The organism is Candidatus Bathyarchaeota archaeon (assembly GCA_026014465.1).
In the GTDB taxonomy this organism is placed as follows: Archaea; Thermoproteota; Bathyarchaeia; order Bathyarchaeales; family Bathycorpusculaceae; genus JADGNF01.
The window spans coordinates 369417-384821 of record JAOZID010000004.1; the positions used below are offsets into that span (position 1 = coordinate 369417).

A 15405-nucleotide genomic window follows, 5' to 3' on the forward strand; every position below is an offset into this window, starting at 1 on the left:
GTTGGTTACATGCCTTTTAAGCTGTTTTTTGCGGCTGTTGCATATTCGTGTATAATCCGACGCATCAGTACCTGCAAGTTTTTATTAGATACATGCTTTCTTGCATATTACTATGCACGTTTTCATACGAAACTTCGGATGCAGCGCCAACACCGCCGACGGCGAAACCCTAGCAGGCTGCCTAACTCAAGCAGGTTACCAACTAACCCAAAGCGAAGCAGAAGCCGACGTAATAATCTACAACAGCTGCGCCGTAAAAGGTCCCACAGAAAACCGCATCATCGACGCCCTAAAACGCATCCCCAAAAACAAACGCGTAATCGTCTGCGGTTGCTTGCCCATGATTAGTTTGGAGCGGCTCTTGCGCGAAGTACGCTGCGACGCTGTTGTGGGTCCTGGGGTAGGCGAGCAAATTGTGTCCGTGGTTGGGCGCGTCTTGAACGGGGAACACTTCGTCGAGATAGACAATGCCCTGTCGAAGGCGCCAAAGCTGAATCTGCCGCGTGTAGCCGTAAACCCCGTTGTCAGCATCTTGCCCGTGAATTACGGTTGCCTAGGCTCATGCGCGTACTGCTGCGTTGTCCACGCCCGCGGACACCTAAGAAGCACCCCCATCGCCGACATAACTGCGCGCGTAGAAGCTGACCTGCAAGCTGGCGTCCGCGAATTCTGGGTCACCAGCCAAGACACCGCCTGCTACGGCAAAGACCTCCAAGTCAACCTCGCCGACCTAATAAACGCCCTAAACGCAGTAAACGGCAACTTCTGGGTACGCATAGGCATGATGACGCCCAACGTGGTGGTTCCGTTTTTGCCCCCGCTAATTGAAGCGTTTGGCGGCGAGAAAATCTTCAAGTTCGTGCATTTGCCCGTGCAAAGCGGCGACGATGAGGTGCTGCGTGGTATGCGCAGGTTCTACACGGTATCCCAGTTCAAAGAAGTAGTGGCAGCTTTCCGCAGGGCTTACCCTGACATTACGGTGAGCACGGACGTAATTTGCGGGTTTGCTGGGGAATCTTCTGAAGCCTTCCAAAACACCCTGCAGCTGATGCGTGAGGTCGAACCCGACGTGGTTAACGTCTCCAAATTCTTTGTCCGCCCCAAAACCGCCGCGCTAAAAATGCAAGACCAATTCGTACCCCGCGGAGAAATCAAAAACCGCAGCACAGAAACCGCCAAACTCGCCAAACAAATCAGCCTCAAACGCAACCAAAAATGGGTCGGCTGGACAGGCACCATACTCATAGACGAAAACGGCAAAATCCCCGGAACCTGGATAGGCAGAAACTATGCCTACAAACCCATAACCATCAAAAACCCCAACAACCTGCTGGGCAAAACCCTGCGCGTCCAAATCACCAAAGCCTACTCTACCCACCTAACCGCAACAACCCTGCAACCGTAGCTTCCTGTTTATCTCTATTTTAGTAGACCCCCTCCCCCCTTTTCTGCATACAATTAAAAATTGCATCCTAATCGGTTGGTGAGCGTTGGGTTTGGGTTGTTTAGTGGGGTGGTTTTGTTTAGGGGGATTTGGGTGTTGTCTATGTGTAGTGTGGGTGCTGGTAGGTTTATGGTTGCGTCTGTGGTTGCTTGCAGCGTGTAGCTGAAGTGGATGTTGCCGCCGTAGCCGCTGGTTTCGTAGCTGTTACTTCCTTGGATGAGCGTGAAGCAGCCTTGGGGGTAGAGGTCAACAACTTTGTCTCGTTTGAATTCGGGAAGCACCTGCCCGTGCCAGTAACTGCGACGCTAACTTCCAAGGTGTCGCCGACGACTACTGCGGTTTTTTCAAAGTAGCTTGCTGTTATGTCATCCTGCGGATTACTGTAGCGCGCATAAGTTTTGACGCTAAAAAACACGCCTCCCGCCAAGAGAGCAATAACCCCGATGATGGAGGCGGTTTTAAGGAAAGTTTTAGTCTGGGTCTGGCTGCTTTAGGCTCATAGGCGCGGCTTGTTTCCTTAGGCAGCCAACCTCAACTTTCTCAACTCTTTCTCTCAACTTCATATTGCCCCTCCCCCTGCTGCTTTCTACGGGCGCTGATTTTTGCGTTTTCTTTGTTCAAATATACAATTCGCAGGGCGGGAACCAAAGTAACTGTAACTACTATTGCTCCTGGAACGTATGCTGCGTACGACCCTAAACCAAAACTGTAGAGTGTGTATGCTAAACTAAATGTTCCCAAAAATGACGCCATGAAAACCGCGATGTATGCTGCTGCTCTTTTGCGGTTGGTTTGCTGTTTTTCTTTTGGTTTTTGGGTTTTTTGAGGGTTCAAAAACGTGGGTTCTTTGGGTAGCCATCCGCGGATTTTGTTTAGGCTCTTTTTGAGGGTCATGTCTGCAATCTCTCCTGTTTTTTGTGGGATATTTTGGCTGTGAGCCCTGTGAATATGCTTAGCGTTGCGAGTCCCATGACTGCCCAGTTTCCCACTGCGTAATCAACATCGATTTTGGCTGCGCTAAAGCTTGTGGCGTGAACCAGGTTAACAAAGCCATCTTTGGGTGCAAAAGCAAAAACCAGCAGTAAAAGCAGCCCCGCCAGCATCAAAAACCTGCTAAACCTCATGCCCCCACGCTTTTCTAAACGCGAATAAAACGCCGCTGCCAAACCCAAGGCAAGCCCCACATACCCCACAGGCAAACTATACCCCCAAAGCACACCCGCAACATAAGGCTCAACGGTCGAATGATAAACCCCAAACGGCACAGCCAGCAACGCGCCAAACATGACCCCGTAAAGTAGCCGAAACACAGATTCAAAACGCAAAAACCAGTCAGCTATCCCCAATTTTTGATGCATTGTTGTGGTCTCTTTGGGCAGCCAGCCTCTGCTGTGGTTTTTGGTGGTGTGTTTGCGGTTCACGGTTTTTCTCCTCTTCGGGCTCTTTTTTTGAAGTGCCTATACAACACAACATTGGCTACGATTAGTGATGCTATAAAAGCGCTCCATGCTGCAACAGCCACTTCGGCGCTGCTGGTGTGTAAGTCAAAAACAGTATCGCTTACCCTGAAAGCCAATCCTATGCCTGTGTTAGCTACAGCAGCGTACTTGTACGCGGTTTTTTCCCATTCTGCGACTTCTCGGTGCATCCAGGACCAACGGCTCTTCGAAGGCTGCGCTTTGGAGACTGCGGGTTCTTGGGGAAGCCATCCGCGAATTCGCATTTCTAAGTATTTTTTTATGTTTATGTTTTCTTGTGTGTTCTTCAAAGTTGTGTGCCTCCAGTTTTCTTTGTGATTTGGTCGCCGATTATAGAGCCTATGGCAAAGAGGAGAATTAGGTATAGCCAGAAGTATGGGGGTAGGGAACCAAGAATTAGGCTTAAGGTTACTGTTGCGGTAAGCGCGGTGAGCAGTCCTGAGGTGATTATGATTCTGGCTCTGTGTTCTCTGGGGTGCTTTCTGTAATAGTCACGACCAAAGATAATGTAAATGGCTACAACCACCGGCACATAAACCACAAACGCCAAAGTTCGGTTCACAAAGCTTTCAGCCAAAAAAGGAACATAAAAAACTATAACCGCCGTTACCATAACCGCCAAAACCGCTACCACAACAACATACCACAGAATCCTCGTAGCTTTACTTGGCTCTCCCGCTGCCTTCACTTTGCTGTTTTGCGGATTCGGCTCTTTTGGAAGCCAACCTCGGATTACCTCTTTTAATTCCTTCCATGTTTTCATGGTTTCAGCTCCGGAATCATCTTGCCAAAAACCAGAGTTGCCAGCTTGGCGGGGTGCATTTCTTTGGCGCCATCGATTTGGATGCCTCTTTCCTTGGCGACTTGCAGCAGATATTGGCGGGTTTGTTGCAGAAATTCTGGGTTGAGGTTTTCTTGTTGGGGGTTGTCGTGCCAGTACCAGACTTTTATGCCGTATTTGGTGCTGTAGGTGACTATGGCTTTGCGTTGTAGTGATGGGTGGTAGCCTAGGAGTATGGCTTGTTTGGGGCATAGCTTGGTGATTTGCAGGTCATTGGTCTGTGCTACTTCCATGAGGGTGGTGGCAAGTTTGGCTTCGGCGGCGAGTTTGGTTTGGTTGACGAACTGGCGGGTGGTCTTCATTTTGTTGGCTATGGCTGCTACGGAGAGGCCTTTGCTTATGAGTGCCCAGACGGTTTTTTGTTTTTGGCTAAGCGGCGCGGATAGTGAGTAGGATACCATACAGCATCACGTAAACAATAAAGTATTTACAAGTATTTATTGCTTGCCAACCAAACCCCAAACCTGAACAAACATTCAACTTATAAACAAAAACCTGCCTCCCCTCCCATGAACCGTGCAAACCGTAATCATTAATAATCCAAAGTAACAACCACTGTAACTCATCGGCAGAAGGAAACGCAATGGCAAATACTTCGGGTACAAAAATAGTGCTAACCGCATCCGCCACTGAGATGAGCGAGTACGGTAACAACCCTTTTGTAGCGTTTGTTGGCGGCTTCGCAAGCGGGCCTGTCCCAAAATGGATTATACGCAAATACCTCTACCCCCCCGTTGAACGCACTACTGATGGCAGAGCCAAAGTCGCTCCATATGGACTGCGAAAGGTCGAGGCTATTTTGTTGGAGAACGGTTTTTCTTCTTCTGACGTGGCTGTTGTTCACCCCTGTGACCTTGACAAGTTTGTGGGTCCAAACACTAAAGCCGTCGGCATAAGCAGCATGGACCCCACCGGCATGGGTTACGTTAGCAAAACCTACAGTTCAATAATTGGCGGAGGCGAACCCATGAACGCCGTCGAATTCAAAGCCCTAGCCAAGCATCCTGCCATACGCGCTTTCAAACCCAAAGTCATAGTCGGCGGCTTTGGCAGCTGGCAACTAGAACGCAAACGCCTAACCAAAGACTACGGCGTAGACTGCCTAGTCATAGGACCCGGACAAGAAGGCATTGTGGACGCTTTTCGCAAAGCCGTAAACGACCAAGCATTGCCCACGCGGGTGCGTTCTCCAAGCAAACCCGAAGAAAAATACCCGCTCGTTCATCATGCGGCAATTCACGGCGCAGTAGAAATCAGCAAAGGCTGCGGAAGAAACTGCCAATTCTGCACCCCCACTGTTCTTCGAAAAGTAGACACGCCCCTAGACGAAATCGTCCAAGAGGTGGAAATTACCGCCAAAGAATCAGGTGCAAAAGGCGCGAATATTACGTTGGTTACTGAGGACTTGTTTTTGTATGGGGCTAAGGATAAGACGTTTGTGCCTGAGGAGGAGACGGTGTTTAAGCTGGTTGAGAGTGTGGCGAAGGTTCCAAATGTTTGTGGTGTGCAGCCCAGTCACATGTCGTTGGCGCCTGTGGTCTGTAAACCCAACATGATCCAGCGCGTCGCCGAGGTTCTCATAGAGCACAGCTGGTATAGTCACAACGGCAAACCCATAGTAACAGGCGAGACGGGCGTGGAAACTGGCAGTGTACGGCTTATGCGCAAGTACATGGCTGGCAAGATGCTTCCCTACAAGCCTGAGCAATGGCCAGAAATCGTAGAACAAGCCTTCGGAATCCTAAACGACAACAACTGGTTCCCCCTAGCTACCCTCATAGTTGGCTTGCCAGACGAAACCGAAGACGACGTAAACCAAACCCTCGCCCTCATGGACGACCTAAAAGACTACAACGCCTTCTACGTACCCCTGTTCTTCGTGCCATTAGAAGACTGCCTGCTCATGAACAAAAAAGGCGCCGAACTCGACTCACTAACCAAGATGCGCTGGGACTTCGTAACCCGATGCTGGGAATACAACGTGCACATCTGGCGCGACACCTTCCTAGCCAACCGCATAACCAACCCCGCCCTGCTCAAAGCCGTAAATAACGCTGCCATACCGTTCGCCGCCAAGGTTGCCCAGAAATATTATGGGCTGCGCCGTGACGAACAGTTCGGAGAGGCAATCTGGAAACTAGCCCACGCCTAAACCCCCATGGCAAGAAAAGTTCCCTTTTTTGGGTGGGGAATGCTTAAGTAAGGTGCGTTTGCCCTTGGGGTATGCTTCGGGACGTGAAGGGGTTTGCTCAGTTCATCAGCGCCGAAAGAGGTCTGATGCTTTTTTTGATTTCTGTAGGTGTAACGTTTCTGCTTGTTGAATCTTTGGCTTGGACTTCAGCGGTTTTTTTGGGTGTGATGGTTTTTTGCATCTGGAGCGCCGCGGATGCCATGAACAACATCTGCGACGTGGACTTGGATTTGCTCTCTGACCCCGAACGCGCCATGTTCACCCGAAAACTCGGCAGCACAGGCTTACTAATCACAATAGTCTTCACAGCGGCTTCCTTGGCTCTGGGAGCAATAACCCTGCTTCCCTACGTCTTCTTGTTCTCCGCCATAGGCATACTGTGCGGCGTACTGTATTCGGTTCCTCCCTTTAGGCTGCGCAAAACCGCCTACAAACCCCTCGTGAATTTTTCGGTGGGCGCCGTGCCCGTGCTGATCGTTGCTTCTTTTTTTGAGGTTTTCACTCCAAGCGTTGTCGTTCTTGCCGTGCTCATCGGCGTAACAACAGCCGTAAACAGCCTCTGGGAAGATTTAGCCGACTACGCCTCCGACTTCTCAAGCGGCTCACGAACTGTTCCCATAATCTTCGGATTCAAAAAAGGACTCCTCATCACCATAATCATGGGTTACAGCCTGCTCCCGTTGATGTTTTGGGTTGGCATGCTCTTCGAACTTGGATGGACATACTATGGTGCACTATCGGGATTGGCTACTTTTCTTACCATACGCCTCCTACAGCAGCGCCACGCCCTAACCAAAAGCTCCAAAGACGACACAAAACTGCACAAACTAGGCGAAACCCTCTCCAAAGACTTCGTCATAGTCGCCATAGCTTTTACCTTAAGCCTGATGCTTTGCAGCCTGCTAAAAATCAACCCCATATTCTAACCTCAAGCCGTACGGTTGGTGAACGCTTCATTTCATGAATGTTTGTTTACGTTTAACGTGGTTAAGGCTGATTTTCTGGTTGTTTGGAGCTTTTTCGCCTCCAGTTTTAGCAAAATATAAATATTCATTTTGCAGAAATTGTTTTGCGGGGGATTTTATGGATAATAAAGAACGGCTAGAAAGAATACAAAGTTCTCCAATTTCTTTTTCACATCTAAAGAAACTAAACGCGGGTGCGGGTGTTCTTCACCTAATCAACAGCGTGGCAATGTTAGCCTTAGGTTTCACCTTGACCTGGTCTAGAGACATCTACACGTTCTACTTGCAGTTTGCGCATGTGACCCCTACAAGCCCAGCCATATACGCCTACCCCAACCCCGAAGTATTCTTCACCATAAACAACTTGGGGTTGCTGCTCGCCGCTTTTCCGTTGATTTCCGCCATAGCACACTTCCTCATTGCGTTTCCCAAAAACCAAGCCTACAACAGTTACCTCAAAAAAGGCATGAACCCCTACCGCTGGTACGAATACGCGCTCTCTAGCTCCATAATGATAGTTGTCATAGCCACCTTTGTGGGCGTTTGGGATTTCTGGTCGCTGTCAATGATTTTCCTGCTAAACGCTCTGATGATAATGTTTGGTTACCTCATGGAGGTTATAAACCAGAAGACTGAGAAAACAAGCTGGTCCGCGTTTATTCTGGGATGCATTTCAGGCGGTTTTCCATGGCTAGTGCTTTTCGCCTACTTTACCTCAGCAATAACTTCCACAGGCGCCGAAGTTCCAACGTTTGTGTACCTGATACTGTTCATCTACTTTGCATTGTTCATGAGCTTCGCCCTCAACATGCTGCTGCAATACAAAGGAGTAGGCGGCTGGAAAGACTACCTCTACGGCGAAAGAGCCTACATCATCCTAAGCTTCATCGCAAAAACCTTCCTAGTCTGGATGGTCTTTAGCGGAGTCTACGCTCCCTTCTAACCCCCATTTTTGGGTTCTCTGAGTTTCCTGAAGCTTTATTTCTGTTAACGCAATAACTTTGCATGTACAGTCAGGGAGGCAAACTCTTGGGCACCGACTTATTGAACACAAACTTTGCAGGGCTAAAACTTGACAACCCAACCGCATTAGCTTCGGGCATCCTTGGCTACTCCACCGGTTCCATGCTGCTGGTCGAGGAAAACGGCGCAGGCGCTTTGATTACCAAGTCAGTTGGCGTAAACCCGCGTATGGGCTACCCCAACCCCACCGTGGTACAAGCCAAAAGCGGCTTGATAAATGCCATGGGACTGCCAAACCCTGGCATCAACGAATACACAAAAGAAATCAGCTACGCCAAAACCGTGTTGACTGCGCCGTTAATTGTTAGCATCTACGGTTACTCCGCTGAGGAATACGCGTTGGTTGCCAAGAAAGCTGTTGAAGCGGGTGCTGACGCTGTGGAACTCAACGTTTCGTGTCCGCATGTACAGTACACGGGTTCAGAAATCGGGGCAAATCCGCAGCTTCTCAAAGACGTCATCGTAAAAGTCAAGGCACAGGTGCAAAAACCCGTAATCGTAAAACTCTCCCCCAACGTCACCGACATCGTCGAACTCGCAGACGTCGCAGCCAAAGCAGGAGCCAACGCCCTAACCGTCACCAACACCGTACGCGCCATAGCAATTGACGTCGAAACCGCCCTGCCCATTTTAAGCAACGTACGCGGCGGACTCTCAGGACCCGCCATCAAACCCGTAGCGTTAAGATGCGTCTACGACATCAGCGAGCACCTGCAAATTCCAATCATGGGCTGCGGGGGAATCACCAGTTGGCAAGATGCTGTCGAGTTTTTGCTTGCAGGCGCCTCAACCGTGCAAATCGGAACCGCCATAGCAACAAAGAAACCCCAAGTTTTCCAAGAAATCAACCGTGGAGTTACGGCTTATTTGAAAAAGAAAGGCTGCAGGAGAGTAAGTGAGCTTGTCGGCAAATCTCACCGCAATTAACACCCTAAGAACCACCCCCATAGCGGATGTACGGGTGGAATCTGAAACCGTGAAAACTTTTACTGTGAAGGATACGCTTTGCAGCCAAGCCAGACCAGGGCAGTTCATTATGCTTTGGATACCCGAAGTAGACGAAATCCCCCTAAGCGTGCTGCATGCGGGCGATGGCGAAGTCTCCGTTACCGTCAAAGCTGTGGGCGACGCAACAAGGCATCTACATCAAATGAAAACAGGCGAGGTCGTGGGCGTGCGAGGACCATTTGGCACCTGCTTCACCCAAAGCCACGGTAAGGTTTTGTTGGTGGGGGGCGGAACGGGAACTGCGCCGCTTCTGTTCTTGGCAAAAAAGCTCTCCGCACAGGCTCAACAGCTAAGTTTCGTGGTGGGCGCCAAAACCAAAAACGAACTCTTGTTTGTTGACGAACTAGATGCCCTGTGCACTCCTGAAAGCGTCCACGCAGCCACTGAGGACGGCAGCTACGGTGTCAAATGCTTAGCTACCAAGCCCCTTGAAGAGCTGCTAAAAACGCGGCAGTACGACATGGTTTACACGTGTGGTCCAGAGCGGATGGTGCGCAAAATCTTCGAGCTTGCCGAGCATTATGATGTGCCAATGGAAGCGAGCTTGGAACGGTTAATGCGTTGCGGCATAGGTTTGTGTGGAAGCTGCATGATAGGCAAATACCGCGTCTGCCAAGACGGACCAGTATTCACCTCCGAGCAGCTTCGCGAAATCATAGACGAGCTTGGGGTCTCCAAATTAGGCTTTGACGGCAGCCGAATCCCCATATAGCCGCCGTTCACAAAAAATGTGGGAAAGGGCAAGCCTTGCTAGAGTTCGGTGGGGAACCCGATTTTTCTCATGTATTCTTTTTGGTATTTGGGGTCAAAGTCTAGTTCTTTGCTGCGTAGGATGCGTTTGTCAAGGCGGTCTAAGGCGACGCGGAATGTGGGTTCTATGCCCCAGCCTTCGGCGGAGCTGACGAAGAAGCCTTTCATGCCTTTTACGGTTCGCAGTTGCAGGCGGCAGTGGATGAGGGGTTCTCCTTTGTGGTTGGTTCCGTGCAGTTTCATGTAGACAAAGAGGGTTCCCGATTCGAGCATGTCTTTGTATTTGCGTGTAACAGCTTCAAATTCGCCAAGCATAAAACCTCTTGTGCTCTCGTCAATCTCAGCGCCTTTAACGGCAAACTGCACAGTCATCCGCCTATCGGCTTCTTCCATTAGCGAGATGGGCTCCAAGAAGTCCAGTTTGGTTACAACGCCTGTTGCTCTGCCTTTGTCTATAACTACGAGGCAGTGGACGTTTAGGTCGTGCATTTTTTTCTCTACGTCGCGCAGGGTGTTTTGGGGTGTGACTGTTATGACGGGGCTGGTCATGACGCCTTTTGCGGGTATGCTTAGGACTTGGATTTTTTCTCCTTTTATGTCTCCGACGGTTTGGCGTTGGTTGGGTTGGAAGACGTGTTCGATGATGTCTTGGGTGCTTATGATGCCTACGAGTTGACCGTTTTCCATGACGGGCACGTGGCTGATGTCGTTTTCCCTAAACAGGCTAAGCACTGCGCCAACGGACCTGGATGATTCGATGGTGTAGGGTGCTTTGGTCATGATCTGTTTTACTGTGCCGCTGCCCCATTCCTGTGTTACGGCTCCGTGGATGATGTCTTCGTCTGTTATGAATCCGCGTAGTTTTTCTCCGTCAAAAACGGGCAGTTGCCTGATGCTGCTTTGTATCATCAACTTCGCAGCTTTGCTCAACGAGTCATTCTGATCTATTTTTGGCGCAGAACGCATAAGCGTTTTAACCTTCGTCGTCGCAGGGTCAAGCCGTGCCCTAACAACCCATCTTCTTGCAATAACGCCAACATACCTGTCTTTATCATCAACCACAGCCAAAACAGGCGGGTTTTCAGTTTTGAAAAGCTCTACACACTTCGACAAAGGTTCATTCTCGTTAACTGATGAAAACTTTTGAGAAAACACATCTTTCACGGAAATCTCACGTATCATACCGAAAAGCTCCCTAACTGCTATGGTTACCATAGAATTTAAACATTGCAAAATGTCATTTTGGGTTGTGACGTGGAAAACCTTATGTATTGTTCTATAATACGTCTATGGTTGTATCTTACTTGGCGCTTTAAATAGTCTGGGGAGAAGGAAGTTAAACAGGGAGAAAGCATGAGTATAGTTAATGTACCGCATGTTCTTCATGCGAAATTGCGGTTAAAGCAGGTTGAGGGAGCTACAGTTTGACCGTTGAGCAAAAAGAGTTTGTTGATACACTCAAAGTGCAATGGAAAAAGCTGTGGTCTGAACGTTTTGATGACCGCGTAAAAGCAGAGGGCATAGCTGTAGAGAATTACTCTTCTTTGTTTGTGGAGCAAGGAACTATAATTCATGCTACCCGTGACTTTAAAGCCTTAGACTTCAAGGACATCCTTCAACAGCACAAAGTAGAAAACGCCGAACGTTTCATCCAACCCCCACCACATGTAGGCGGCTGGAACAAATTCATAAAAACCGAAATCACGGGCAAAAAATCCAAAAAAACTAAACGCGCTGCGTCCTATCAGCCTCCACAAAAGCTGGTGCAGCACCCAAAAAAAGGTGGCCGTGGGTGGTTACACAAATAATCTGCACGGGTTTAGTGGAAGCGGTTTTGAAACCCCTTTTCCCGCTCAAGCATAGCTTTTAGGAGTGTGTAACCGTGAATTATCGGAGTAAACTGGACATAATCGCTGACATACTAAGAGTTGCACAAAATGGCGCTAAACGTACACAAATAATGTACCAAGCTAACCTTAGCTACAAAATCCTATGCAAATACGTAGAGGAAATCACTGCGGCTTCCCTGCTCTACCATGATTCTGAAAAACAACGTTACCTGCTCACCGAAAAAGGACAAGAATTCCTCGACGCATACAAAGAATACCAAAAAACAACCGAAACCGTAGAAAGAAGCCTATGCGAAGTCAGAGACGAGAAAAAAGCCCTCGAAAAACTTTGCGACTCAGACCAATAACCCCTACACTTTTAGGTTTTTATTCCTGTCTGCAGTTTTCCGTGAACACGAATTTAGCTGTTTGCGGTGTCTGCCTCTTTTGATTTGGTGTTTGATGCAATAGCGATTTTAGGTACATACCATAAGTACTGTAGCAAACATTGACGAGTAGGCAGGGTCATGGATAAAGCATTAGACATGGGGAAATCTTCAGCAACAGGAAGCTTCCAACTGCTAATCGGAGTTGTAGCATCAACCGTAATCATGGCTTTAGGCACAGTGATTCTCACGCGGATTTTAGGAACCGGCGACTACGGCCTGTACTCCATAGCCATGATTCCCTCGTCTTTGATTAACTTCTTCCGTGACTGGGGCGTAAACTCTGCCATGACCAAGCAGATAGCCAGCCTACGAGCCGCCGACAAAAACGCGGAAATCCACGGCGTAATCGTTTCAGGTGTCATATTCGAAATCATCAGCGGCGCCGCTTTAGCCCTGCTCAGTTTTGCATTAGCCGAACCCTTAGCCATAGCTCTTCAAAGACCTGAAACCCAACCCCTAATCGCCCTTATGTCCATATCCATCTTCGCAGGAGCAGTAATGGCAGCAGCCAACGGCATATTTGTCGGATTTGAAAAAATGTCGTACAACAGTTTTACCTCGGTTTTCCAAGCCGTCATAAAAACTGGCGTAGCACCCTTCTTGGTCCTAATCGGTTACGGCGTCTTTGGCGCTGTAGTGGGCACCATAGCTTCAATTGCGGGAGGCGCAGCAGCAGCCATAATTCTTCTCTACTTCCTGCTGTTTCGCAAACTTCCACACATAAAAGACGGCGCCTCCAACCTAATCACAAACCTCAAACCCATGATAAGCTACGGGATTCCCCTGACAATTTCTAATATTGTGATTGGTGTGTTGCCGCAGGTTTTTGCTTTTATAATGGCGATTTACATTACCGACAACACTATGATAGGCAACTATTATGCTGCCTTGAATTTTTCGGTTTTGTTGACGTTTATTTCTGTTCCCGTGTCTACTGTTTTGTTTCCTGCTTTTGCCAAGTTGGACCCAAAAGAAGAACCCGCTTTGCTCAAAAAGGTCTTCTCATCCTCCGTGAAGTACACCTCCGTGCTTTTAGTGCCTGCAACCCTAGCCGTAATCGTCTTGGCAACACCCATAGTCTACACGCTGTTTGGGCAAACCTACGCAGAAGCCCCCTCATTTTTGGCTCTCTCCGCAATAGTTAACCTATACGCCGTCGTAGGCAACATCAGCCTAGGAACCCTGCTAACAGGCATCGGCGAAACAACTCAGCTTCTAAAACAAAGCATCCTATCCATGGCATTAAGCATACCCTTTGCCTTCATCATAATTCCCTACCTCTCAGGTATGGGTGCGTTCATGGGCGTTGTAGGTGGTATAGTGGCTATTTTGTTCTCCAGCGTTCCAGGCATGATTTGGGGTTTAATCTGGATATGGCAAAAATACCGAGCCAAAGTAGATTTCTCATCTTCAGCCAAAATCATGGCGGCATCCTTGCTGGCTGCTGGGGTAACTTACGGTTTCTTACTTGTCTTCAACACTGCCGATTTACTTAGGCTCCTCTTTGGCGCAGCAGTCTTCGTAGGTGCCTACCTAATCACGGCGCCTCTTCTTGGAGCAGTCAACCACGCAGACATAAAAAACTTCAAAGAAATGTTCACTGGCCTAGGCTTCATATCAAAACTCGTCAGTTTACTGCTAAAAATCATGGAAAAAACCCTATCCCTTCGCGGTGCATAGCAACTACTTGCAACCTACTGTTTGCTGTGCAAAAACTTGTTTGGTAGAATAAAAATGGGGTGGAGTAAAAAATGGGTGTGGGTTGATTATTTAGGTGGCGCCTGTTATTATGACGTCAAATCCGAAGCTGGTTATGTCGTCGGCGATGTTTCCTGAGACTGCGAGTGTGAGTGTAGCTACTGCCACTTCGTTTGGAGCTATTTGTCTGCCTTCGCAATTCCAAGTTAGAGTCATTGATGAAGCTGCGCTTTGTGGTGACCAGTTGGTCGTTGTCATAGTCAAGGTTGCGTCTGCTGTGCCTATGTTTTTGATGTAGACTGTTTGGTTGGTGTTTTCGCCTGGTTCTAGTGTGCCCCAACTCAAGGCGGTTGCTTCTTGTGTGCATGTTATGTCCGAGTAGATTCCTATGTTTACGCTTGCTTCTACTGGTGAAAGCATCCCCGTTGACGGTAAAGTTTTGGATGCAGTCAAAGCGCTTAAAGCACCTGAGCTAACCAGAGTTATCGCAAAAGCGGCGATAATTAAGCCGCTGGCTAGTATTCTTGCTGTTTTTCTCGAGGCCATTACAACCACTATCTTATGTCTGAAGTATTGAGTTGTAATAAACATTGTTTGTTTTGTAAATTACGCACACAACTGTTCTACACAAATACGTGCCTCCTCCAAACCCCTGCTGCCCACGCACATTTGTCCGCGCCCGCCGCATTAACCTCCACCAAAACCCCAATTTTTCCCCCATGCGGCTCCAAATCTGCAAGCCAAAACCCTCCATAAACTTGCCAAAAAAGCCATGTGCATTTGCCTCAATCAACCCTGCAAGTCAAGTCAAACACAATTGCACAACAGAAAAACATTAAAAAAACCGCAAACAACCCCCAACGGCAATCTATCTGCAACCACACGTTAAGTTTGACGTGGGGCAGGGTTTGTTTCCTCTTGTAGCGGAATGTTTATATGGGCTGAAAGAGCATCTGAACTAACTTAGCTAATTCAGCTGCCCCGCAATTAACACATGGCGGCGGCTCAACCCCAACCGAAACGGCGTATGCCTTGCAGGGATGCGGGAGTTGGCCTCCAATTGCGGGGACACACATGTGGACCTGATAGAATTGCTCATGTTAGGTCTGAAATGGGCTTTGACGTTTGTGGAAGATCTCCCTCCAAATCCAGTAAGAACAAACCCAAAAACGAACGTACGTAATAAACATTTTATCCGTCAGATCACGGAGTTGCGTTGTGCGTAACTCCGGTTGATCCTGCCGGACCCCACTGCTATCGGGATGGGACTAAGACATGCTAGTTGAGCGCCTTCCAGCCACGAAGGAGGCGCAGCGCACAGCTCAGTAACACGTGGCTAACCTGCCCTTGGGACGGGAATACCCCCGGGAAACTGGGGCTAATTCCAGATAGGTGAAGAACTCTGGAATGAGTCTTCGCCCAAAAAACATTTAGATCATGCTCTAGGTGTTGCCCAAGGATGGGGCCGCGACCGATCAGGTTGTTGGTGAGGTAATGGCCCACCAAGCCTATAACCGGTGCGGGCCGTGAGAGCGGGAGCCCGGAGATGGGCACTGAGACAAGGGCCCAGGTCCTACGGGGCGCAGCAGTCGCGAAAACTTTGCAATACACGAAAGTGTGACAGGGTCATCCCGAGTGCCGACCGCTGAGGTTGGCTTTTACCTAGTTTAGAAAGCTAGGGGAATAAGGAGAGGGCAAGTCTGGTGTCAGCCGCCGCGGTAATACCAGC

The 15405-nt window shown here is 48.9% G+C and carries 17 protein-coding genes and 1 rRNA gene; 10 read left to right on the plus strand and 8 right to left on the minus strand.

Features of this window, described 5'->3' with window-relative positions; genetic code table 11:
• The first annotated feature begins 112 nt into the window (after positions 1-112).
• A complete protein-coding gene (locus NWF04_01885; protein ID MCW4005341.1) occupies positions 113-1405 on the plus strand; it encodes a tRNA (N(6)-L-threonylcarbamoyladenosine(37)-C(2))-methylthiotransferase in 1293 nt (430 codons plus the stop codon).
• A 53-nt stretch (positions 1406-1458) separates the two neighbouring features.
• Here NWF04_01885 and NWF04_01890 read toward each other — a convergent pair whose 3' ends face one another.
• The 6 genes from NWF04_01890 to NWF04_01915 all read right to left on the minus strand — a co-directional run bounded on the left by NWF04_01890 (position 1459) and on the right by NWF04_01915 (position 4164).
• Positions 1459-1725, minus strand: a complete 267-nt coding sequence (locus NWF04_01890) for a hypothetical protein (GenBank protein ID MCW4005342.1) — start codon at positions 1723-1725, stop codon at positions 1459-1461.
• Between the two features lie 259 nt (positions 1726-1984).
• A complete protein-coding gene (locus NWF04_01895; protein ID MCW4005343.1) occupies positions 1985-2338 on the minus strand; it encodes a hypothetical protein in 354 nt (117 codons plus the stop codon).
• Positions 2335-2865 carry a hypothetical protein gene (locus NWF04_01900; protein ID MCW4005344.1) on the minus strand — a complete coding sequence of 177 codons (531 nt, stop codon included), beginning with the start codon at positions 2863-2865 and terminating at the stop codon, positions 2335-2337. The genes NWF04_01895 and NWF04_01900 overlap by 4 nt, the downstream gene beginning before the upstream one ends.
• On the minus strand, positions 2862-3212 hold the full coding sequence (locus NWF04_01905) for a hypothetical protein (protein MCW4005345.1): 351 nt from the start codon (positions 3210-3212) through the stop codon (positions 2862-2864). The genes NWF04_01900 and NWF04_01905 overlap by 4 nt, the downstream gene beginning before the upstream one ends.
• A complete protein-coding gene (locus NWF04_01910; GenBank protein MCW4005346.1) occupies positions 3209-3685 on the minus strand; it encodes a hypothetical protein in 477 nt (158 codons plus the stop codon). The genes NWF04_01905 and NWF04_01910 overlap by 4 nt, the downstream gene beginning before the upstream one ends.
• Entirely contained in the window at positions 3682-4164 is a 483-nt protein-coding gene (locus NWF04_01915) for a hypothetical protein (GenBank protein ID MCW4005347.1), read from the minus strand. Before NWF04_01915 ends, NWF04_01910 begins: the two co-directional genes overlap by 4 nt.
• A gap of 182 nt (positions 4165-4346) precedes the next feature.
• On the opposite strand from NWF04_01915, the gene NWF04_01920 reads away from it, so the two are divergent.
• From NWF04_01920 to NWF04_01940, 5 genes are all read left to right on the plus strand, one after another.
• On the plus strand, positions 4347-5915 hold the full coding sequence (locus tag NWF04_01920) for a B12-binding domain-containing radical SAM protein (protein ID MCW4005348.1): 1569 nt from the start codon (positions 4347-4349) through the stop codon (positions 5913-5915).
• Positions 5916-5998: 83 nt separating this feature from the next.
• Entirely contained in the window at positions 5999-6880 is an 882-nt protein-coding gene (locus NWF04_01925; protein ID MCW4005349.1) for a UbiA family prenyltransferase, read from the plus strand.
• Between the two features lie 157 nt (positions 6881-7037).
• Positions 7038-7862 (plus strand): heliorhodopsin HeR, encoded by an 825-nt coding sequence (gene heR, locus NWF04_01930; protein ID MCW4005350.1) that lies wholly within the window; start codon positions 7038-7040, stop codon positions 7860-7862.
• A gap of 86 nt (positions 7863-7948) precedes the next feature.
• Entirely contained in the window at positions 7949-8869 is a 921-nt protein-coding gene (locus NWF04_01935) for a dihydroorotate dehydrogenase (protein MCW4005351.1), read from the plus strand.
• Positions 8844-9662: a dihydroorotate dehydrogenase electron transfer subunit gene (locus tag NWF04_01940; GenBank protein MCW4005352.1), complete on the plus strand. Its 819-nt coding sequence runs from the start codon at positions 8844-8846 to the stop codon at positions 9660-9662. Before NWF04_01935 ends, NWF04_01940 begins: the two co-directional genes overlap by 26 nt.
• A 38-nt stretch (positions 9663-9700) precedes the next feature.
• Here the strand turns inward: NWF04_01940 and NWF04_01945 are convergent, their stop codons facing one another.
• Positions 9701-10915, minus strand: a complete 1215-nt coding sequence (locus NWF04_01945; GenBank protein ID MCW4005353.1) for a CBS domain-containing protein — start codon at positions 10913-10915, stop codon at positions 9701-9703.
• Positions 10916-11124: 209 nt separating this feature from the next.
• Here NWF04_01945 and NWF04_01950 point away from each other — a divergent pair, with 209 nt between their 5' ends.
• The 3 genes from NWF04_01950 (at position 11125) to NWF04_01960 (ending at position 13658) form a co-directional block, all read left to right on the plus strand.
• Positions 11125-11508 (plus strand): hypothetical protein, encoded by a 384-nt coding sequence (locus tag NWF04_01950; GenBank protein MCW4005354.1) that lies wholly within the window; start codon positions 11125-11127, stop codon positions 11506-11508.
• Positions 11509-11582: 74 nt separating this feature from the next.
• A complete protein-coding gene (locus NWF04_01955) occupies positions 11583-11897 on the plus strand; it encodes a winged helix-turn-helix domain-containing protein (protein MCW4005355.1) in 315 nt (104 codons plus the stop codon).
• 159 nt (positions 11898-12056) lie between these two features.
• Positions 12057-13658 (plus strand): oligosaccharide flippase family protein, encoded by a 1602-nt coding sequence (locus tag NWF04_01960; protein ID MCW4005356.1) that lies wholly within the window; start codon positions 12057-12059, stop codon positions 13656-13658.
• A 90-nt stretch (positions 13659-13748) separates the two neighbouring features.
• Here NWF04_01960 and NWF04_01965 read toward each other — a convergent pair whose 3' ends face one another.
• On the minus strand, positions 13749-14222 hold the full coding sequence (locus NWF04_01965; GenBank protein ID MCW4005357.1) for a hypothetical protein: 474 nt from the start codon (positions 14220-14222) through the stop codon (positions 13749-13751).
• A gap of 679 nt (positions 14223-14901) precedes the next feature.
• Here NWF04_01965 and NWF04_01970 point away from each other — a divergent pair.
• Positions 14902-15405 (plus strand): 16S ribosomal RNA (locus NWF04_01970); the annotation flags it as partial.